The sequence below is a fragment of the Occultella gossypii genome, assembly GCF_019947135.1.
Taxonomy (GTDB): Bacteria; Actinomycetota; Actinomycetes; order Actinomycetales; family Beutenbergiaceae; genus Occultella; species Occultella gossypii.
Genome location: NZ_JAGSHT010000021.1, coordinates 140,892 through 160,875 on the forward strand (window position 1 = coordinate 140,892; position 19,984 = coordinate 160,875).

Consider the following 19,984-nt stretch of genomic DNA (forward strand, 5'->3'; position numbering starts at 1 on the left):
TGACCAGCGCGGACCGAGGCCTGTGCCTCATCCGGCGGCGCGCCGTGGACCGGTCGCCAGGCCGGCGTGCTCTGTTGCTGACCGAACCCCCAGCGCGTCGCCGCGCCCCACGCCGACCGCTGTCAGCAACGGCCGGCTGTGTCCCGTCACCCATCCGAGAGGCTCTCCATCGTCATGTCCAGCACCAGCACACCCGCCGACCAGCAGGCCAAGCGCCGGCTCCGGTTCCCGTCCTTCAGCGCGCAGATCATCATCGCGCTCGTCCTTGGTGTCGGACTCGGCTGGCTCGCGCTGACCATCGGCCCCGTCGTCGACGCCGAGGGTGAGGAGGCGCCGAACTGGCTCACCGAGACGCTCAGCACGATCGGCTCTTCGTTCGTGACCCTGCTGCGGGCGATCGTGCCGCCGCTGGTGTTCACCGCGATCGTCGCCTCCATCGCGAACCTGCGGAAGGTCACGAACGCGGCGCGCCTGGCCGGGCAGACCCTGCTCTGGTTCGCCATCACCGCGCTCATCTCCGTGGCCATCGGCATCGGCCTCGGCCTGGTGCTGCGGCCGGGCGAGAACACCGCGATCGGCGCCGACGCCGCGGAGGAGCCCGGCCGCACCGGCAGCTGGCTCGACTTCCTCACCGGCCTGATCCCCGGCAACGCGCTCGGCCTCGGCGCCTCGGCCGGTGGCGACGGCTCGATCTCCATCAACTTCAACGTGCTTCAGATCGTGGTCGTCTCCCTCGTGGTCGGGCTCGCGGCGCTGCGCACCGGCAGCAAGGCCGAGCCGTTCCTGACCTTCAACGCCTCGGCGCTCTCGATCATCCAGAAGGTGCTGTGGTGGATCATCCGCCTCGCCCCGCTCGGCACCCTCGGGCTCATCGGCCGCGCCATCGCGACCTACGGCTGGGACCTGCTCGCCCCGCTCGGCACGTTCACCGTGGCGATCTACGTGGGCCTGGCGCTCGTGCTGTTCGTCCTCTACCCGATCCTGCTGCGCGCCAACGGGCTGCCGGTGCTGCGCTACTTCCGCGGCGCCTGGCCGGCGATCCAGCTCGGGTTCGTCTCCCGCTCCTCGATCGGCACCCTGCCGGTCACCGAGCGCGTCACCGAGCGCAACCTCGGCGTGCCTCGCGAGTACGCCTCGTTCGCCGTGCCGCTCGGCGCGACCACGAAGATGGACGGCTGCGCGGCGATCTACCCGGCCGTCGCGGCGATCTTCGTCGCCCAGTTCTACGGGATCGACCTCTCCGTCACGGATTATCTGCTCATCGCGTTCGTCTCCGTGGTCGGCTCGGCCGCGACGGCCGGCCTCACCGGGGCGCTGGTGATGCTCACCCTCACCCTGTCCACGCTCGGGCTGCCGCTCGCCGGCGTCGGTCTGCTCCTCGCGATCGACCCGATCCTGGACATGGGGCGTACCGCGGTGAACGTCGCGGGCCAGGTGCTCGTGCCCACGATCGTGGCCAAGCGGGAGGGCATCCTCGACCTCGACCAGTACCACCGCGCGGACGCCGAGGACCTGTTCACCGAGGACGACGACGCGGCGACCGCCGAGCCGGAGCTCGTCGGGTCCCGCTGACGAGCCGGCGGGGGGGGGGGGGGGGGGGGGGCCCCCGCCCCCCCCACCCCGCCGCCGGAGGGCCCGACGCCCGCCCCCGGCGGCGCGGCCGCGGGGGGGGCCCCCCCCCCGGGGGGGGGGGGGGGGGGGCGGGCCCCCCCCCCCCCCCCACGACCCGGCGTCAGCTTCGACCGGTCGCCATGCGACGGCGGGCGATCAGAGCAGCGGCTCCCAGCAGCACCGACGCGATGGCGGCAAGGGTGAGCCCCGCGACGTCGGGGTCGACGCCTGTCGCGGCCAGTCCTGCCCCGCCGGGACCGGCACCCGGCCCGGTGAGCCCGTCGTCCGCGGCCACGATCTCCAGTTCGGCCCAGCCCATCAGCGCGCCGTTCTCGGCCTGGACCACGATCCGATGCCGACCCACGGTCGCGTCGGCGGGGATGGTCACCCGGAAGGTGTCATCGGCGGCCACGGTCAAGGTGCCGAGCAGCACCGGGTCCGACAGCAGCCACACGTGGACGGTCGCACCTGCTGCCCCCGGGACGGTGAACGTGACCGTCTCACCGGGCTCGGCCGTCGCGGGACCTGTGACGCCGCCGCGGGTGTCGTCGGTGAGCTCGTCCACCGACGGTGCCGTCGGCCCTGTCGGGGCGGTCGGCTCGGGGTCCGTGGGACCGGGCTCGCCCGGGCCGGCCGGCGCACATGTGCCGCCCTCGGCCACCCGCAGGGAGACTCCGTCGTGGGCGGCGTCGGAGATCCACAGGGTGGTCGGCGCCGCGCTCGGATCAACGGCGCACCACGCGAACGCGAGGCCCTCGTTGGTGAACGACGTGTTCATCCCCGTCGGTGCGTGGTGGTCCACCTGCCAGGTGAGCACGCCGTCATCGAAGGCGAACACGGAACTGCGGTTCTCGCACGCCTCGTCGCACAGCCCCCAGAGTTCGTTGCCCCCGGCCCGCCAGTCCAGCCCCATCAGGACCGGCACCGACTCCGTCGCCTGTGCGGTCTGCAGCAGCGTCGTGGCGCCGTCAGCCTCGAGCACCACCAGGTGCACCGCGCCGGTCTGCTCCACGGCCACCGCGAAGATCCCACCGAAGTGCTCGTCGTAGGCGGCCGGGTCGTACGTCGCGCCGGCGGCGTCCCGCACCCCGAGCGAGGTCGCGTCGGCGTCGGAGATCCACTCGATACCCTCCAGGCCTGCGTTCGCGCCGAGGGCTCCGGTGATCGACGTGAGATTCCACTCGTGGGTGGTGCTCGTCGCGCCCTCGTCGCCCAGTTCGACCCGGAGCACCGACGGTCGGCTCGTTCCGCTCGCCGTGTTGTCGCGCTCGGTCGAGAGGAAGATCGCGCCATCGCCGGCCACGGTCAGGCCCTCCGCGTCGGGTTGACCCGCGCCGCCGGGGTAGGACGGCAGCCAGGACCGCGCGATCGTGTAGGACTCGCCGGCCGCGCCGGGGCCAGCGAGTTCGAAGATCTCGGCGTTGTCGTTGTTGACGGCGTAGACGGTGCCGTCGGCGGCGATGTCCAGGCCGGACATGTCCTCACCCCAGGTACCCGGGGCGACCGCGTCACGCACGTCGTTCTCGAACGGCCAGGGGGAGGCGACGACCTCCGGGCCGGGGATCTCCTCGCAGGCGTTGACGAGCTCGAAGGTGCCCTCGGAGGTGTCCCCGAACGGACCGGTCAGGTCCGGGCACCGCCCGATGGTGGCCGTGGCATGGTTCTCCCAGGCCAGGGACGCGACCACGGTTCCGGTCTCGTCCCGCAGGGTGACGCTGTCCTGCCCGCCGAGGCCGAAGTGCGGCTCGGTGAGGATGCCGAGGTACCCGCCGGACTCGATCTCGCCCGCCAGGACGATCGGGGCGTGCGTCGGGTCGCCGTCGACGAGGGTCCAGCCGGTCACGTCCGCCGTCTGCGCCTGGTCGGTGTTGGCCAGTTCCACCCAGTCGCCGCGCGGGTCGCCGTTCGACTCCACCTCGTTGATGACGACGGCGAGGCTGGGATCCCGGGCGACGTTCGCCGACCCGGGGGTTGCGTTGGTGTCCACGAACGTCCCGGTGCCGTCCGGTATGCGGCCCTCGGTGAACGCGTGGTCGGTCCAGGAGTAGGAGTCCACCTGGCCGAGCCCGTCGGCGACGTAGAGCCGGATCTCGTCCGCCTTGCCCAGCCCGAAGCCGGCGTCGGTGACGTTGGTCTCGACCACCAGGAACGCGCCGGGCTCGAGCTCGGTCCCGTCCGCGATCTCCAGCGCGCTCAGGTCGTCGTCGTCACGCAGGATCCAGCCGGACAGGTCGACCGTCCCGGTGCCGGTGTTGACCAGCTCCACCCAGTCCTCGCCGCCGTCGGGGTCGTCGGACATGACCTCGTTGACCGCGATGGTCTCGTCCGCGTCGTAGAACGCCGGCGCCTCGCGCTCGACGTTCGCCGCACCCGGCGTGGGCTCGGTGTCGGTGAACTCCCCGGTGCCGTCGGGCAGGCGGCCCTCGCTGAACGCATGGTCCGTCCAGGCGTAGGAGTCCACCAGCGTGATCCCGTCCGTGGCGAACAGGCGGGCCTCGTCGTTGCTGCCGAGCCCGAAGCCGTCCGGGCCCTCGTCCGGCTCGATGATCAGGAAGGCGCCCGGGGCGATGATGGTCTCGGGCAGCACCACGCCGTGGGCGTTGTCGTTGTCGCGCAGGATCCAGCCGGTCACGGTGACCGGCTCCGACCCGATGTTCGTCAGCTCGACGAAGTCGGGGGCGGAGGTGGCGCTGTTCGAGGACACCTCGTTGATCCGGATGTCGGTCTCGGCGGCCTGCGCGGGTACCGGCGCGGCGATCACGGCGCCGAGACTCAGGCCGAGGACACCGGCGGCGGCGAGGGTGAGCGGGATCGGACGGCGCACGGGGTCTCCTACGGGTCGGGGGCTGGGCCGATCGTGGCGGAAGCCGGCGAACGGGAGGTGAACGCAGGGCGACGACCTCCCGATGACGGACGGAACAGGCCGCCGGGTGGGCGCCGTAGGCTTTGCCGGTGAGCAATCGAACCGCCCGTGTGCGCGCCTCCGAACTCGTCGGCCGGGGTTGGCTGAACACCGGCGGGCGGGAGGTCTCCCTCGCCGACCTGCGCGGCAAGATCGTCATCCTCGACTTCTGGACCTTCTGCTGCATCAACTGCCTGCATGTCCTGGACGAGCTGCGCGAGCTCGAGGAGCGGCACCGGGACACCGTGGTGATCGTCGGCGTGCACTCGCCGAAATTCGTGCACGAGGCGGATCCTGATGCCCTCGTCGCCGCCGTGGAGCGGTACGGCGTGGCCCACCCGGTGCTCGACGATCCCGAGCTCGTGACCTGGTCCGCGTACACCGCGCGCGCCTGGCCGACCCTCGTCCTGATCGACCCGGAGGGCTACATCGTCGCGCAGATGGCGGGGGAGGGGCACGCCCCGAACCTGGAGATCCTCATCGGCGAACTGATCGCCGAGCACGACGCGAAGGGCACCCTGCACCGCGGCGACGGTCCGTACGTGGCGCCCGCGCCGCCGTCGGGCATGTTGCGCTTTCCCGCCAAGGTGATCGAACTGCCGGGCGGCAACCTGCTCGTCGCGGACGCCGGCCATCATAGTTTGGTCGAGCTCGAACCCGACGGCGAGACCCTTCTCCGCAGGATCGGTTCCGGTGAGCGTGGTGCGGCCGACGGCCCCGCGCACCTCGCGCGGTTCAACGAGCCGAACGGCCTGTGCCTGGTCCCCGACGAGCTGCGTTCGCGGCACGGCTTCGACGTCCTCGTCGCCGACACGGTGAACCATCTGCTGCGCGGCGTGCGGCTGGCCGACGGGCACGTCACCACGGTGGCCGGCTCGGGGCGCCCGTACCGCGTCGGTGCCCCGGACAATGCCGACGAGCCCCACGACGGTGTCTCCGGCGCCCGGCTGCCGAACCTCTCCTCGCCCTGGGACGTGGCCTGGGTGCCGCGCATCGGCGGCTTCCTCGTCGCCATGGCCGGCACACACACGCTCTGGGCGTTCGACGAGGAGCAGCAGCACGTCTGGCACGTCGGCGGCACCATGAACGAAGGGCTCGTCAACGGGGAGGTCCGGCAGGCCTGGTTCGCGCAGCCGTCCGGCCTTGCGCCCGATGACGACGGGCGGGTCTGGGTCGCGGACGCGGAGACGTCCGCCCTGCGGCTCGTGCAGTTCAGCGGCGGCTTCGACGCGGACGTGAGCACCGCCGTCGGGCAGGGCCTGTTCGAGTTCGGCCACGTCGACGGGCCGGCGTCCGACGCGCTGCTGCAGCACCCGCTCGACGTGTGCGTCCTGCCTGACTCCTCCGTCGCGATCGCCGACACCTACAACGGCGCGGTGCGCCGCTACGACCCCGCCACCGGGCAGGTCACCACGCTCGCGCGGGACCTCGCCGAGCCGTCCGGGCTGCTCGTGGTCGACGGCGGGGCGCACCTGCTCGTGGTCGAGTCCACCGCGCACCGGCTCACCCGGGTGCCGCTCGGGGACGCCGGCAAGGCGCACGACGGCGGGGCGCACCGCACGCAGCGGCCGGTCGCCGAGGTGGGGCCTCGCCTCGACCTCTCGGTGGTGTTCACCCCCGCGGCCGGCCAGAAGCTCGACGACCGGTTCGGACCGGCGACGCAGGTCAGCGTGTCCGCGACACCCACCTCGCTGCTGCGTGAAGGCGTCGGGATCTCCACGGATCTGACCCGCACGCTCACGCTCGGGCCGGGCGAGGGGGTGCTGCACGTGACCGCCCGGGCCGCGTCCTGCGACGCCGACCCGGCCGTGGAGTTCCCCGCCTGCCACCTGGCCCAGCAGGATTGGGGGATCCCGGTGCGGGTGGGCGCCGACGGGGTCGCGGAGCTGAGCCTGCCGCTGTTCGGCTGAGGCTTGTTCGGCGTGCTCAGCCTTACTCGGCCGCGCGATCTCCGGCCGGGTGCAGCCGGCCGAGCCCGCCGAACACCGCGACGTTCAGGTCGAAGGCCAGCCGGGCCTCGTCGACCAGCCGCTCGCGGTCCGCGACGGTCAGCGGCAGGGCGTCCATCGCCGCCCGGTAGCGCTCCTTGAACGGTGGGATCTTCTCGATCCGCTCGAACGTGTAGAAGGCCAGGCCGTCCTCGGTGAGCCCGTAGTGGCGCTGCATCATCCGCTTGATCACCTGGCCGCCGGAGAGATCGCCGAGGTAGCGGGTGTAGGCGTGCGCGAGGTAGGCCACGACGTCGTCACCGATCTGATCGAGTCGGTCGACATACAGCAGCGTCTCCGGCAGGACCGCGATCGGTTCCCGGTGGTCGGGGCCGATCATGCCGGTGAGGGCAGTCAGGTCCGCGGCCAGAGCGTCGCCGCGGCGAAGCTCGTCGAAGACCAGGCCCGCGCCGACGGGATTCTCGCGGATCCGGTCCCCCGCGGCCTCGAGCGCGGCATAGATCGCGGTGTGTTGCGCCGCCAGGGCGGCGAACGCTCTCACATCGAGGTGGCCGCCCATGAGGTTCTGGACGAAGCCCGTGGACTCGGCGCGTTCGTGCACGTCCCGGGTGGCCGAGCGCAGGAGCAGGCTTGCGGGTTCGTCGAGGTCGACGGCGGTCTGCGTGGGGCTGAGGGTCATGTTCGGGCAACTTTCGCGACGAAGTGTCAGGAAGATACCCTCAAGATAGGTGAGGTTAACCTAAGTTCGCAAGTCCCGGGCCGGCAAGCGCCCAGGCGTTCGTTCGCGGCGCCGACCAGGTCGGAGAACCGGCCCTGAGTCAGAGGCTAGAGCTGGGCGCCCGGTCCGGTCCGGTGCATGCTCATGCGGGTTGGAGGGCGTCCTCGGGCATCCCGACGGCGCGTAGGACGAACGACTCCGTGGCGGTGATCGCCCGCTCCCGTTCGGGTCCGGAGTCCGGGAAGGTGCGCCCGGACAGGCAGGAGTTGATCAGCGGGACGACGGCGGAGACGTCCTGGTCGGGCAGGGTGTCATCGGCGATCCCCGCCTCGAGGATCCGGCCGAGCAGCGACTCGACCTGCTTCACGTGCTCGCGCAGTCGCATCCCGGTCTCGTGCGAGACCACCGAGCGCAGGTCCGGGCCCGGTGCGAGGTGGTAGACGCGCTTGAGGTTGATCTGCTCGCGCACGTAGACCCGCAGTTGTTCCTGAGGGTCGGCCACCTCCGCGAGCGCCGCGGTCAGCTCGGCCACGAAGTGGGAGGTCTCGTGCTCGATGAACGCGATGAGCAGCGATTCCTTGTCCGGGAAGTGGTTGTAGACCGACGTTCGGCCGACGCCGGCGGCCGCCGCGATGTCCGCCAGGCTCACCGAATCGAACCCGGACTCCGCCATGAGCTGCGACAGCGCGGCGAAGAGCTTGTTGCGCACGTGCGCGCGGTGTTCAGCGAGGGTGGATCCGATGATCTTTGGCACGCCCAGCATCATGCCACTTCGTGACACCGGTGCCCAATCGGTCGTGAAAATAGTACGGCGGGCTGGCGGGTGTGCGCTCAGTCCACGCTGTCGAGCCGGGCGACCCCGTCGGTGACCTGCTGGACGGCACGCACGATCGGGACGTCCAGCTCCAGCCAGTCCACCGAGTCGACCTCGGCCAGTCCGAGCCACCGGAGTTCGTCGTGGTCCGCGAGGGGAGCCGGCTCGCCGTCGATGATCCGCGCCAGCCAGACGCGCATCCGGTGCCCGTGCAGGATCGGCCAGTCCGTGCCGTCGGGGCCGGGGATGGCGGCACCGATCGCGACCTCCACGCCGAGCTCCTCGCGCAACTCCCGACGCAGGGCCTCCAGGTCGTCCTCGCCCGGCTCGACCTTCCCGCCGGGGAACTCCCACTGGCCGGCGAGCGACTTCGGTGCGCTTCGCCGGGCCGCGAGGAGGCGGCTGGGGGCATCGAGGTCGTCGAGGATCGCGGCGGCGACCACGAGGGAGCGAGGGGCTGGCGTCATCTGCCCATCGTATCGACTGCGCTATCCACAGACCTTGTGCACAGGTGTGTGTATCGCCGACGTTTACGCAGGTGAAGCTTGTGGAGCCGGCGCGCAACGAGCAAGAAGCGCGTGGGTGACGAGCGGGTGACGAGAGGGTGACGGGCGGGTCGTTCGGAGGTTCCCACCAGCGTCCACGGCGGTCCGGCCGGACCTCGGTGGCCGGCGGTGCCCGATCGCTCGCAGAGTTGGCCCCGCAAGCCCTCTGCGACACCGACTTATCCACAATTTTCTTCCACAGCTGTGTGCACAACCGATGAATCCGCAGGTGAACCTGTGGAGCAACCTGTGGGTCAACTGGGGATAAAAGAAAGGTGGGTGAACCCCTTGCGAACGGTCGATGACCTGACTAGAAATAACCCCATCGAGTTCACCGACTCGGTCGCAGAGGAGGAGCACAAGCTCACCGGATGCGGGTTCGAGATCCAAGGCAACACGCCGGGAGTGATCCCAGGCGAGGTGTCGAGGAAGACGGGCCGGCGCTGGTGTGGCGGAGTTCAACCGAAGCGGTCGGACCGCAGGACGGGTCAACCGTTCGGCGGGGCGGTAGGCGGTACTGGAAAGGCAATGATGTCCTTGCAGGCTCGGACGACGGGGAGACCCGTTATCCACAGCGCAAGGCTCGATTGCACAACCGGCGGCGCCGACTGTGCGGATCCCGGTCAGCCCGGGCCTTAGCAAGTGAGGAATCGGGGAGACCCGAACCCGAACACCGCGGGGCCAGGATGGACCTCGATCCGTACGGAGTGCGGATCCTGGGACGCTGGGGCCGTACGACCCGCGTCGTGGCAGGAGCTTCGGCTCGGCAACGACGCAACCGTGTGACCCTAGGACGCTGGGGACCACACACCCGCATCAGCGGACTTGATGCTCGAAGCAGATCCCGACGATGAACCGGCTCGCGGACTTGGTCCACAAGTCGGGGGTGTGGATGACACCCGCATCGCACGGCCTGCATCGGGTACCTGTACTAGGGAGGCTCACTGCTCAGGCAGGAGTAGCCGGCGGACTCATCCCCAGCCGCTCACCGCCCAGGTACAAGCAAGGCCCCTCGGACGCTTACTCCGAGGGGCCTTTGCTTTGCTCTTCCATGATGCCGGGCCCGTCGCGTGACACGTGCACCGACACACCCATCAGCGGTGAGACGTTCGCCACGAAACCGTGAGGTTCCTGCCGAAAGCCGTAGGGTGGAACCGTGATCGAACTGAAGACCCCCGCCGAGATCGAGGCGATGCGACCGGCCGGCGTATTCGTGGCCGGTGTGCTCACCGCGTTGAAGGATGCGGCCCGCGTCGGTGTGAACCTGTTGGACCTGGACAAGCTGGCCCACGCGATGATCCGCGACGCCGGCGCCGAGTCCTGCTACATCGACTACCACCCCTCCTTCGGGGCCAGCCCGTTCGGCAAGGTCCTGTGCACCTCGGTCAACGACGCCGTGCTGCACGGCCTCCCGCACGACTACACGCTCCGCGACGGCGACCTGTTGTCGGTGGACTTCGCCGTCAGCGTGGACGGCTGGGTCGCCGACTCGGCGCTCAGCGTGGTGGTCGGCACGCCCAAGGACGAGGACCTGCGCCTGATCGAGACCACCGAGCTCGCCCTCGCGGCCGGAATCAAGGCGGCTACGGTCGGCAACCGGCTCGGCGACATCTCCGCGGCCATCGGTGAGGTCGCCACCAGGAACGGTTACGGCGTGAACACCGACTTCGGCGGCCACGGCGTCGGCCGCACCATGCACGGTGAGCCGCACGTGCCGAACGCGGGCCGGGCCGGCCGCGGCATGCCGTTGCGCCCGGGCCTGGTGATCGCCATCGAGCCGTGGTTCATGGCCGGTACCGACGAGATCTACACCGACCCCGACGGTTGGACCCTGCGCTCCAAGGACGGCTCCCGTGGCGCGCACAGCGAGCACACGGTCGCCATCACGGCGGACGGTCCGGTCGTTCTCACCGCCCGCGCCTGAGGGTCACGGCCCGCGCCCGGCACCTGCGCCCGGTTGCCAACGCACGCGCCCGACTGGCCGTACCGCCAACGCAGCCGGGTCACGAGCCCGGGTCGCGGCCCTCAATTCTCTTGCCTGGTCGCCGCCGCGCCGCAACGATGGCGCCAATGAGCATGCATCCCGGCCAGGCGCCCACCGACGAGCACCTGGTCCGCCGTCTGCTCGCGGCCCAGTTCCCCCGGTTGGCCGACCTGGCGATCACAGCTGTCGACCACTACGGCACCGACCACGACATCTATCGCCTCGGCCCTGACCTCGTGGTCCGGCTGCCCCGCACCGACTGGGCCGCGGGGCAGGCCGTCACGGAATCGGTGTGGTTGCCCCGCCTCGCGCCGGTGTTGCCGCTGCGGATCCCCGAGCAGGTCGGCCTCGGGACCCCGGGGGAGGGTTTCGCCTACGCGTGGTCGATCTGCACCTGGCTGCCCGGTTCGTCGAGCGCGGACACCCGCCCCGGCGATCTCGTCCAGGCCGCCCACGAACTCGGCGCCTTCGTGACCGCGCTGCGCCGGGTCGACACGGCCGGCGCCCACCCCCGGGAGCGCGGGTGGCGGGGCGGGCCGTTGTCCGAGTCCGACGACGGTTTCCGGGCCGCCGTCGCGGAGCTCGGGAGCAGGATCGACGGCCGCGCCGCGCTGGCCTCCTGGGCGGAGTCCCTCGCCGCGGACGCCTGGGCGGAGCCGGAGGTCTGGATCCACGGGGACCTGCTCCCGGGCAACCTGATCGTGGTCGACGGCCGCCTGGACGCCGTCATCGACTGGGGCGCCCTCAATGTCGGCGACCCCGCCTGCGACCTGCAACCGGCCTGGAGCGTCTTCTCCGGCGAGAGCCGGCGCGCCTACGCCGACGCCCTCGGCGCGGACGACGCATCCTCGCTGCGCGGGCGCGGCTGGGCACTCGCCCAGGCCGTCATCGCCCTGCCGTACTACTGGGAGACCAACCCGGGCATCGTGCGCCAGTCGGCCCACGCCGTCGGGCAGGTGCTCGCCGACGGCATGCGGCACTGACGCCCGACGGCGGAACTCGCCCGAGCGGCGAGGACTCGCCCGGCCGGGAACGTAAGCAAGAAGGGCCCGGTTCAGCCCGCAAGGCGCGCCGGGAACCCGCCGGTGGCGATCGGGCCCCAGGACTCGATCGTGATCCGGATCAGCGACTTCGCCTGACGGCGCATCGCCTCCCGGTACTCGTCCCAGTCCGGGTGCTCGCCGGAGATGCACCGGAAGTACTCCACCAGCGGCTCCACGGAGTCGGGCGGGTCGATGACCTCGGCGGTTCCGTTGACCTGCACCCACGCGTCCCCGAACGCGTCGGAGAGCACGCACACCGATGCCGCCGGCCGCTTGCGCAGGTTGACCGCCTTCGCCCGGTCCGGGTACGTCGAGATCACGAGCCGGCCGCCGGTGTCCAGGCCGCAGGTCGCCGGCGAGAGTTGCGGGCTGCCGTCGTCGCGGGTGGTGAGCAGGATGCCCTGGTGGCGGGTCCGGACGAAGTCCTCCAGCTCGGTGCGCGAGACGGTGGTGTTCGTGGCGATCTGGGGCACGGGTTCTCCTTGGTCGACGCTTGTTGTCGCAGCGGCCCGCATGGGCCTTCGGGTCCGATCATCCCGCACTCGTCGGTGGCCTACCGTTGTTCCGTCAACGCGGGACCGTGCACCCAGGAGATGCCCTCATGACCACACTGGAGTCCCGGCCCAACACCGCCCTGCTGGTGATCGACATGCAGAACGGCGTCGTGGCCGGGCTGCACCGGCGGGACGAGGTGGTGGCGAACATCGGCACCCTCGTGGAGAGGGCCCGCCGCAGGAGTGTGCCCATAGTGTGGATCCAGGACTCCGGTGTGGATATGCCCCACGGGAGCCAGGCGTGGGAACGCATCCCGGAACTGGTCCACGCGGAGCCGGAGGGCGTCGTCCACAAGCTCTACCAGGACTCGTTCGAGGGCACCGACCTGGACCAGGCCCTCGCTGCCGCTGCCGTCGGACATGTGGTGGTGACCGGAGCCCACACCGATGCGTGCGTCCGCGCCACGATCCACGGCGCTCTCTTCCGCGGCTATGACGTGACGCTCGTCGGGGACGCCCACACCTGCGCAGATCTGAGCACGCACGGCGCGCCGCCGCCGGAACAGGTGATCGCCCACACCAATCTCTACTGGCGGAACCAGCGGGCTCCGGGCCGGATCGCCGCCGTCGCGGACACCGAGGACGTGACGTTCGGGGGCTGACGCGTCCCTGGGTCGGCCCGGGTCAGCGGACGGCGGGGGTCAGTTGCGTCACCGGCGCGACCAGCGACTCGACCTCGGCGACCTGCTCGGCCAGGTCCGCCTTCTCGACCGGCCACAGGTCCACGCCCACCTCGAGCTTCGACCCGGACCCGGGCGTGAACACGATGCCGCGCAATGGGGAGACGTCGCGGTAGTCCCGGCCCCAGCCGAGCACCACGTAGCGGCCGTCGATGAACTGGTCGTTCGTGGGGTCGATGTTCAGCCAGCCACCGCCGGGCAGCCACACCGACGCCCACGCGTGCGAGGCGTCCACCCCGCGCAGCTTCTCCCGTCCGGGAGGCGGCATCGTCTCCAGGTAACCGGACACGTACCGCGCCGCCAGGCCCATCGACCGCACGCAGCCGATGAGCAGGTGCGCGAAGTCCTGGCAGACCCCGGCCCGCCCGGCGAGTACCTCCGGCAGCGTGGTGGACACCGACGTCGCGCCGGGCCGGTAGGTGAAGTCGGTGTGGATCCGGGTGGCGAGCTCGGCCACCACCTCCGCGACCGGGCGGCTCGGCTCGAACGACGGCAGCGCGTACTCGCGCACCTCCTCGCTCAGCTCGACCATCGGCGAGGCCAGCCGGGACTCGGCGATCGAGACCGCCGCGCCCGGTCCGCCCATAGGATCCCCGGGAGCCACCGGTCGCAGCGTCCGCACCAGTTGGGCGACCTGCTCCCACGGCACCTGGGGCAGCCGGGCCGGATCCGCTCGGCGGCGCCCGGTCGAGATGACCGAGTGGCCGGTGACACGCAGCTGCCGGTGCGGCGCGGTGACGTGGAAGTAGGTGGAGCGGTTGCCGCCCCAGTCCTTGTGCTCGGCGATCAGGTCCGCGCCGGGTTCGACCGCGAGCCCGCTCGCGTGCACCTGCTGTCCGCCGCCGCGACGCGGCAGCAGCAACGCCCGTCCGTAGGAGGAGGTGACCTCGTCCGGGTAGGTGTAGGTGGTCGTGTGGGTGAGCCGGTAGTGAAACTCGCCCTGGTGAGTGCGGCTCATGGCCGGCTCCCGGACGCGGCGGAACCTCCGCCGTCGGGCGCCCTTGTGTCCTGCCCGACGGCGTCCGGTAAGCCGACCTCGTCGGCTCGCGGTACCCAGGTGCCCGCCGCGTCGAGCCACTCGGCCGGCATCGGCCGGCTGAAGTGGGCCTTCGCGATCTCGGCGCCGAGCTCCTCCAGGCGCCAGCGCAGGGACTCCAGCGCCTCGGCGAGCCGGGGTCTGGCGCCGGTCCCGTCGGGCTGGACGGCGCTCGCCGGGTCGAGCTCGGCGAGCAGGTCGACCAGGTCCGCGAGCAGCCGGTCCCTGGCCTGGACGCGCGCCGCCGGCGCGGGCAGCGTCGCGAACCCGGCACCGATCCGGGTGACCTGGTAGGCGAGCGAGCGGGGGTTCTTCTCGTCCAGCAGCAACAGCTCGCAGAACGTGTCCAGGCGCGCGTGCGTCTGCCACCGCCGCCGGTAGGTGATCACGGACTCGTTCGCGATGAGCAGGGATTCCAGCACGAGCGAGTCGACCGCAGGCTCCCGGTGTGCGGTGACCGCTGCGAGCAGCGTGCGGACCAGGTGCTGCGCCCGCTCGACCCGGCGCCCGATGTCCATCAGGGTCCAGCCCACGTCGTGCACCATCGACTCCGCGCCGATGCCGGCCAGGGCAAGCGACCCCTCGAGGGCTCGGGTGAGCACGGGGCCGAGACCGCTGTCGGGCTCGCCGAGCTGGGAGCGGCGGGCGCGCTCGCGGTTCAGAGCCCGCTCGATCGACCCCATCGCGATCCAGGTGTCCGCGGCCAGCTGGTCGCGCACGGCGGTCGCGGACCGGGTCATCGCGTCGACGGCGTACGCCACGGTCCCGGGCCGGGTGCCGTCGATCACGAGCTCGGACAGGCTCCCGCTCGTGGCGACCTGTTCGAGCGCGGCGGTCAGCACCGTGAGCGCCTGCCCGCCAGTGCTCGCGGGGGCGAGGTGGTAGTCGTCCCAGCGGTCCGTGACCGCTCGGATCAGGCGGATCGTGGCCTCGGTCCGCTCGGCGTACCGGCCGAACCAGTACAGGTCCTCCGCGGCGCCCGCGGAGATCGAGCTCGCGTCTGCCCGCCGGGGCGCGTCCGAGGTGCCGTCCCGCAGCCAGGTGTCGGTGATCGGCTGCGGTTCGGCGGACAGGATCCAGACATCCTTCGCCACGGCCCCGAGCGGCACGTGGGCGACGGTCTGGGCGTCCTCCGGGGTCACCCGGGCCAGTGCGCCGGACATCACGTGGTAGCCGCTGGGCCGGGCCACCGCGAACGTGCGCAGCACCGTGGAGCGGGGCTCGAGGGTGCCCGCGCCCACCGACGGTGTGGTCGAGGCGTCCACCGGTTCCTGGCCGACCCACCGGTGCGGCTCGGCGGAGATCCGCACGGCCAGGTCCGCGCGCTCGCCCACGGTCAGCTCCCAGCCGTTGTACTCGGGCCCGCCGGCCTCGGTCGCCTTGAGCACGAGCCGGTCCAGGTTCGCGATCACGTGTGAGCACATGCTGCGCTCGCCGCACCAGTAGGTGACCGCCGAGCCGAGCAGGAGGTCGGTGCCGAGCAGGTCCCGGCACAGCCGGGGCAGATAGGTGAGCAGCGCCGGGTTCTCGAGGACGCCGCTGCCGAACGTGTTGACCACGGTGACCGCGCCGGAGCGCGCCGCATGCACCAGTCCCGGCACCCCGAGCCGGGAGTCGCCGCGCAGGTCCAGCGGGTCGCAGTAGTTGCCGTCGACCCGCCGGATCAGCACGTCCACCGGCTCCGGCTCATCGAGGGACCGCAGCCAGAGCCGTCCGTCGGAGACCACCAGGTCCTCGCCCTCGACCATCGGGTAGCCGAGCATGGTGGCCAGGTAGCCCTGGTCGAAGGTGGTCCGCGCGTGCGGCCCGGGCGTGAGCAGCGCGACCCGCGGCGCGTCCCCGGCCGAGGGTGGCGCCACGTCATGCAGAGCCAGCCGCATCGCGTGGTAGAACGGCCCGAGCCGGCGGATCCTGGCCTGCCGGTACAGCCCGGCCAGCACCTGCGCGATGACCCGCCGGTTCTCCATCGCGTACCCGGGCCCGTTCGGCGCCTGGGTACGGTCGGCGAGGGCCAGCCAGGAGCCGTCGGCGTTGCGGGCCAGGTCCGCAGCGTGCAGGAACAGCTGGTGTGGCCCCGGGATCGTGATGCCGTCCACGGCGCGCAGGAAGCCGGAATGGGCCAGCACGATCTCCGCCGGGATCGCACCGGAACTGAGCAGCCGGCGCTCGGAGTACAGGTCGGTCAGGATCGCGTCCAGCAGTTGTGCGCGCTGGCGCAGCGCCGCCTCGAGCCGGACCCACTCCACCTCGTCGATCAGCACCGGCAGCGGGTCGAGCAGCCAGGGCTTGTCCTGCGGGGCCGCGCCGTAGCGGACGCCGTGGTCCTCCAGGAGCGAGCGCACGTCCGCGCTGCGGCCGGCCAGCTGCTCCCAGGACCCGACCCCGGCGAGGTCCGCGAGCTGGTCCCACGCGGCCCGGGCGGCGCCGCTGGACTGCAGCATCTCGTCGTGCCCGGGACCACCGGCGCGGTAGCTGGCCAGCAGATCGGTCACGGTGCGGAGCCCTCGGTCGTGGGATGGAACTCCTGAGATCCTATGCCAACAGTAAAGAGACCGCCTCTGCTGGGCACCGTGAATTTACCTGAAATTGACGCGTTCGCCACGGGGTCGTTGCACGTCATACTTGCCCGTGTGTACCGCCTGCCCAGCCCGCTCTCCGACGCGATCGACGGCGTGGTCGCCGAGCACCCGTCGGCCAAGGTCGCCGCCGCGGCCCGGTCGCTGAGCGAGCGCTACCTGGCCGACCACGCGGCGTCCGTGCCGATCATCGACTCGCGCCTGCGCGCCGCGGCGTACGTGCTGACCAGGATGCCGGCGACCTACGCGGCCGCACGCGCCGCCGTCGAGCAGGTCCGCCGCAGCGTCCCGGACCTGCAGCCGCGCCGCGTACTCGACCTGGGCTGCGGCACCGGCGGCGTCAGCGCCGCGGTCGCGGACGCGTTCGACGGCATCGAGGAGCTGCGGCTGGTCGATTACTCCGCGGACGCCCTCGCCCTGGCGCAACGCCTGCTCGCCGGCGCCGGCCCACGGCTGCTCGCCTCCCAGCGCCGCCTCGGCGGCAAGGCCGGGCCCGACGGCGCAGCGGACGTCGAGCTCGCGGTCTGCGGCTTCGTCCTGGGGGAGCTGGACGAGGCCGCTCGCGCAGCCGTGGTCGCCGAGCTGGTGGCGGCCGCGCCGACGGTCCTCATCGTGGAGCCGGGCACGCCGGCCGGGTATCGGCGGATCCTGGGCGCGCGCGAGCAGCTGCTCGCGGCCGGCCTGACGCTCGCCGCGCCCTGCCCGCACCACGAGGAGTGCCCGCTCACCGGTGACGACTGGTGCCACGCCGTCGCCCGCCTCGAACGCACCGTCGCCCACCGGGCGGCCAAGGGCGGCAGCCGGGACTACGAGGACGAGAAGTTCGCCTACATCGCCGCCACCCGGCTGCCGGTGACCCGCCCGGCGGCCAGGGTGCTGCGGCACCCGCAGATCCGGCCCGGGCACGTCCTGCTGGAGTTGTGCCGGGCGGACGGGACGGCCGCCGGGCTGACCGTCTCGAAGAAGCAGGGTGCCGACTATCGGGCCGCCCGCCGGGTGGAGTGGGGCGAGGGCTGGGGCTGATCGCTCCCCGAACGCCCGGAAAGCACTGGCACGAGCGCCGGAAGTGGCGGATGATGGATGCCATCCGCCCCCGTGGAGGTGAGGCACATGAGTGCCAGCCGAGTTCCCGATCCGGTCCCCGATGTGCTGCCGCTGCTCGCCCGGGGAAAACACCGCAATCCGCGCCGCGGCGCCTGCTTCATGGAGCTGGCGTCCTACCTCGCCGGCGAGCCCTGGACCGACTCACCGGCCTGCACCGACGAGTCGCTCGCGCATCTGGCCCGCCTCGTCAACGACTTCACCACGGACGCCCGCCGGCCCGCGCTCGCGCCGCTGATCCCGTCGGTGATCGGGCTTCGCGACCTGGGGCCCGGGTTCGAGGACGAGGTCGCCCTGGTGGCCGCGATGCACGCGCTTCCGGTGGCCTCGATGGACCGGCAGCGAGGCCTCGCCGTCGGGATGCTGCGCACCCTCGGCCAGGTGGACGCCTACCGCACCCGCGCCACGACCGAGTTGACCCGGGCCGCCGCCAAGGTGCTGGACGACCATGCCGACGCCAAGCGTTGGGGTCTCGCGTTCGCGGCTCGGATGGGCTCCGGCCCGGTGAACCAGTCCTCCGCCCAGGTGATCGTCGAGGTCGCCGTGCGTGGCATCGCCGAGGCCTGCGTCCCGGACCCGGCCGTCCGGCTGCGCACCCTGCTTGCCGAGGTGATCGAGATGGCGCGGCAGCGGGCCGGCCTGGCCACGACCGAACCGGCTTCGCTGAACCCGCAGCAGTGGCACGCGGTGGTGAGCGCGGCCGGCTGAGGCGCAATGCCGGCGTGCCCGGCAGGTTTCGGTGGGCGGTCGCCATCCCAGAGGCCGCGTCCGACCGTTCCCATGACCAGAGGCCGCGTCCGACCGTTCCCCTGACGCCAGATGCGGGTCGCGTGGACCCTGACCCACAATTCGCGTCAGGCGAACCACGGGGGTGCGCGTTCGCCCGACGTGAAGTGCGGGTCGCCGACGTGGTGATCGACATTTCGCGTCAGCGGAGCGGCGTGCGCCGTCTCGCATGGCTCGACGCACGGTTGCTGCCGGTCGGCAGGCGATGTGTGCTCCGGGGCGATCGGTGGCGAGGAGGAGTTCGGCGCGCCCGTCAGCAATCACCCGTACCCTCGCACCCGTGGATCTCTGGGATGAACTCACGCAGCGAGTGCTGCCGTCGGCGGCCGTCGTCGCCCTGGACGTGCGGTCGCTGTACATCGTGCTCGGCGTCGCGCTCGCGGTGGTGGTGATCCGGCCGGCATGGAACGTGGCGCGGCTCGGCGTGACCCTCGTGCACGAGCTCGGGCACGCCCTGGTGGGGATCGCCGTCGGACGGCAGTTCACCGGGTTCGTGCTCCGGGCGGACATGTCCGGGCACGCCGTGACCCGCGGCCCAAGCCGCGGCTTCGGCCGGGCGGCGAGCACCTGGGCCGGCTACCCGGCACCCGCGATCATCGGGACCCTCCTGGTCTGGGCCGCCGCGCGCGGCTGGGCAGCGCCGGTGCTGACGGCGGTGCTGCTCGTGCTGATCGTCTCACTCATCCGCGTCCGCTCGCTCCTGACGGCCGTGGTGATGGTCGCCGTGATCGCGGGCACCGGCGCGCTGTGGTGGTGGCGCGCCGACGCACTGCAGCAGCAGGTCCTCATCGGTGCCGGTCTGGTGCTCGTGGTCGGGGCGTGGCGGCACGTCGGCGCGGTGCTTCGCGAACGCGGCGGATCGAGCGACCCAGCAGTCCTGGCTTCCCTGACCCGGGTGCCGAAGGCGATCTGGAACTTCACCTTCCTGCTCGTCTGCGCGGCCGCCACCTGGGTGTGCGCACTCGAGGTGCTCGCCCTGCGCGGCTAGCGCGATCGCGCACACCAGGATGGCTTCGTCCTCGCCTGCTCACCTCGCCATGACCGTAGCGGCGGAGAAACGCACGTGCGCGGCGGACAGCGGGCTTGGTGAAGGGCTCGTCAGATCGCGAAAGCTCTCGTGCGCGGCGCGTCAGCCAGGATCCTCACGCCCAGCGACAGATCGGCGGCGCACACGAGCATGAAGTCCGCATTCAGCGCCGCCGGTCTGCCGATGAGTTTCCGCGTCCAGGACGGTCCACATGGGCATGAGCCAATACCTGCTGTCCGTTCCGCACAACTCCGACGAGGAGCCGACCATGGAGACCATGGACCCGGCCGAGCTCGAGGCGGCCATGGCTGCCACCGGTGCGATCCTCGAAGAACTCACGTCGACCGGCGCCTTCGTCTTCGCTGGCGGGCTGATGCCGCCCTCGAGCGCGATCACCGTCGACAACACCGGCGAGTCACTGAGCACGGTCAACGGCCCCTTCGTCGAGGCTCCCGAGTACCTCGGGGGCTTCTGGGTCATCGACGTGGCCGACGAGCAGACCGCCGTTGGCTGGGCCGCGCGCGCATCGAAGGCGCTCGGCGGCCGGATCGAGGTCAGGGCCTTCCAGGTACCGTCAGGCAGCTGAGTTCACTTTCGAGAGAGACACTGACGTCTACCAGCGTTCGCGTGTGACCTCGTTGAACCTGGTCCCGTGGTC

16 protein-coding genes are annotated in these 19,984 nt (G+C 71.7%); 9 read left to right on the top strand and 7 right to left on the bottom strand.

The window, feature by feature from the left end:
• The first annotated feature begins 174 nt into the window (after nucleotides 1-174).
• The gene (locus tag KCQ71_RS21670) at nucleotides 175-1,572 is read left to right on the top strand and encodes a dicarboxylate/amino acid:cation symporter (protein ID WP_223410112.1); all 1,398 of its coding nucleotides are present in this window, start codon (nucleotides 175-177) and stop codon (nucleotides 1,570-1,572) included.
• A 160-nt stretch (nucleotides 1,573-1,732) separates the two neighbouring features.
• Here the strand turns inward: KCQ71_RS21670 and KCQ71_RS21675 are convergent, their stop codons facing one another.
• Nucleotides 1,733-4,435 (bottom strand): lamin tail domain-containing protein, encoded by a 2,703-nt coding sequence (locus KCQ71_RS21675; protein ID WP_223410122.1) that lies wholly within the window; start codon nucleotides 4,433-4,435, stop codon nucleotides 1,733-1,735.
• A 122-nt stretch (nucleotides 4,436-4,557) separates the two neighbouring features.
• Here KCQ71_RS21675 and KCQ71_RS21680 point away from each other — a divergent pair, with 122 nt between their 5' ends.
• Nucleotides 4,558-6,423, top strand: a complete 1,866-nt coding sequence (locus KCQ71_RS21680) for an NHL domain-containing thioredoxin family protein (protein ID WP_249423356.1) — start codon at nucleotides 4,558-4,560, stop codon at nucleotides 6,421-6,423.
• 22 nt (nucleotides 6,424-6,445) lie between these two features.
• Here the strand turns inward: KCQ71_RS21680 and KCQ71_RS21685 are convergent, their stop codons facing one another.
• The 3 genes from KCQ71_RS21685 to KCQ71_RS21695 all read right to left on the bottom strand — a co-directional run bounded on the left by KCQ71_RS21685 (nucleotide 6,446) and on the right by KCQ71_RS21695 (nucleotide 8,461).
• Entirely contained in the window at nucleotides 6,446-7,141 is a 696-nt protein-coding gene (locus tag KCQ71_RS21685; protein WP_223410126.1) for a biliverdin-producing heme oxygenase, read from the bottom strand.
• A gap of 181 nt (nucleotides 7,142-7,322) precedes the next feature.
• Nucleotides 7,323-7,934 carry a TetR/AcrR family transcriptional regulator gene (locus KCQ71_RS21690; RefSeq protein WP_223410129.1) on the bottom strand — a complete coding sequence of 204 codons (612 nt, stop codon included), beginning with the start codon at nucleotides 7,932-7,934 and terminating at the stop codon, nucleotides 7,323-7,325.
• 77 nt (nucleotides 7,935-8,011) lie between these two features.
• Complete coding sequence (locus tag KCQ71_RS21695; protein ID WP_223410132.1) at nucleotides 8,012-8,461, bottom strand: (deoxy)nucleoside triphosphate pyrophosphohydrolase; 450 nt, start codon at nucleotides 8,459-8,461, stop codon at nucleotides 8,012-8,014.
• A gap of 1,234 nt (nucleotides 8,462-9,695) precedes the next feature.
• On the opposite strand from KCQ71_RS21695, the gene map reads away from it, so the two are divergent.
• Nucleotides 9,696-10,463, top strand: coding sequence for a type I methionyl aminopeptidase (map, locus tag KCQ71_RS21700; protein WP_223410146.1), 768 nt, complete (start codon nucleotides 9,696-9,698; stop codon nucleotides 10,461-10,463).
• 146 nt (nucleotides 10,464-10,609) lie between these two features.
• Complete coding sequence (locus tag KCQ71_RS21705) at nucleotides 10,610-11,506, top strand: aminoglycoside phosphotransferase family protein (protein ID WP_223410148.1); 897 nt, start codon at nucleotides 10,610-10,612, stop codon at nucleotides 11,504-11,506.
• Between the two features lie 71 nt (nucleotides 11,507-11,577).
• Here the strand turns inward: KCQ71_RS21705 and KCQ71_RS21710 are convergent, their stop codons facing one another.
• Nucleotides 11,578-12,039: a PPOX class F420-dependent oxidoreductase gene (locus tag KCQ71_RS21710; protein ID WP_223410150.1), complete on the bottom strand. Its 462-nt coding sequence runs from the start codon at nucleotides 12,037-12,039 to the stop codon at nucleotides 11,578-11,580.
• Between the two features lie 128 nt (nucleotides 12,040-12,167).
• Here KCQ71_RS21710 and KCQ71_RS21715 point away from each other — a divergent pair, with 128 nt between their 5' ends.
• Nucleotides 12,168-12,722 (top strand): isochorismatase family protein, encoded by a 555-nt coding sequence (locus KCQ71_RS21715; protein ID WP_223410152.1) that lies wholly within the window; start codon nucleotides 12,168-12,170, stop codon nucleotides 12,720-12,722.
• A 22-nt stretch (nucleotides 12,723-12,744) separates the two neighbouring features.
• Here KCQ71_RS21715 and KCQ71_RS21720 read toward each other — a convergent pair whose 3' ends face one another.
• Nucleotides 12,745-13,758, bottom strand: coding sequence for a transglutaminase family protein (locus KCQ71_RS21720; protein WP_223410154.1), 1,014 nt, complete (start codon nucleotides 13,756-13,758; stop codon nucleotides 12,745-12,747).
• Nucleotides 13,755-16,328 (bottom strand): circularly permuted type 2 ATP-grasp protein, encoded by a 2,574-nt coding sequence (locus KCQ71_RS21725; RefSeq protein ID WP_223410157.1) that lies wholly within the window; start codon nucleotides 16,326-16,328, stop codon nucleotides 13,755-13,757. The genes KCQ71_RS21720 and KCQ71_RS21725 overlap by 4 nt, the downstream gene beginning before the upstream one ends.
• Before the next feature lie 138 nt (nucleotides 16,329-16,466).
• Between KCQ71_RS21725 and KCQ71_RS21730 the strand changes: the two genes are divergently transcribed.
• The 4 genes from KCQ71_RS21730 (at nucleotide 16,467) to KCQ71_RS21745 (ending at nucleotide 19,912) form a co-directional block, all read left to right on the top strand.
• Nucleotides 16,467-17,435, top strand: coding sequence for a small ribosomal subunit Rsm22 family protein (locus KCQ71_RS21730; RefSeq protein ID WP_223410160.1), 969 nt, complete (start codon nucleotides 16,467-16,469; stop codon nucleotides 17,433-17,435).
• Between the two features lie 87 nt (nucleotides 17,436-17,522).
• Nucleotides 17,523-18,221: a hypothetical protein gene (locus KCQ71_RS21735; protein WP_223410163.1), complete on the top strand. Its 699-nt coding sequence runs from the start codon at nucleotides 17,523-17,525 to the stop codon at nucleotides 18,219-18,221.
• A gap of 358 nt (nucleotides 18,222-18,579) precedes the next feature.
• Nucleotides 18,580-19,287 (top strand): M50 family metallopeptidase, encoded by a 708-nt coding sequence (locus KCQ71_RS21740; RefSeq protein ID WP_223410166.1) that lies wholly within the window; start codon nucleotides 18,580-18,582, stop codon nucleotides 19,285-19,287.
• Nucleotides 19,288-19,537: 250 nt separating this feature from the next.
• A complete protein-coding gene (locus KCQ71_RS21745; RefSeq protein ID WP_223410168.1) occupies nucleotides 19,538-19,912 on the top strand; it encodes a YciI family protein in 375 nt (124 codons plus the stop codon).
• Nucleotides 19,913-19,984: the final 72 nt, after the last annotated feature.

Bases quoted from the DNA above. Each gene is read 5' to 3' on its own strand.
- KCQ71_RS21715 (WP_223410152.1), top strand. From the start codon at position 12,168: ATGACCACACTGGAGTCCCGGCCCAACACCGCCCTGCTGGTGATCGAC.
- KCQ71_RS21745 (WP_223410168.1), top strand. From the start codon at position 19,538: ATGGGCATGAGCCAATACCTGCTGTCCGTTCCGCACAACTCCGACGAG.
- KCQ71_RS21735 (WP_223410163.1), top strand. From the start codon at position 17,523: ATGAGTGCCAGCCGAGTTCCCGATCCGGTCCCCGATGTGCTGCCGCTG.
- KCQ71_RS21685 (WP_223410126.1), bottom strand. From the start codon at position 7,141: ATGACCCTCAGCCCCACGCAGACCGCCGTCGACCTCGACGAACCCGCA.
- KCQ71_RS21720 (WP_223410154.1), bottom strand. From the start codon at position 13,758: ATGAGCCGCACTCACCAGGGCGAGTTTCACTACCGGCTCACCCACACG.
- KCQ71_RS21705 (WP_223410148.1), top strand. From the start codon at position 10,610: ATGAGCATGCATCCCGGCCAGGCGCCCACCGACGAGCACCTGGTCCGC.
- KCQ71_RS21670 (WP_223410112.1), top strand. From the start codon at position 175: ATGTCCAGCACCAGCACACCCGCCGACCAGCAGGCCAAGCGCCGGCTC.
- KCQ71_RS21695 (WP_223410132.1), bottom strand. From the start codon at position 8,461: ATGACGCCAGCCCCTCGCTCCCTCGTGGTCGCCGCCGCGATCCTCGAC.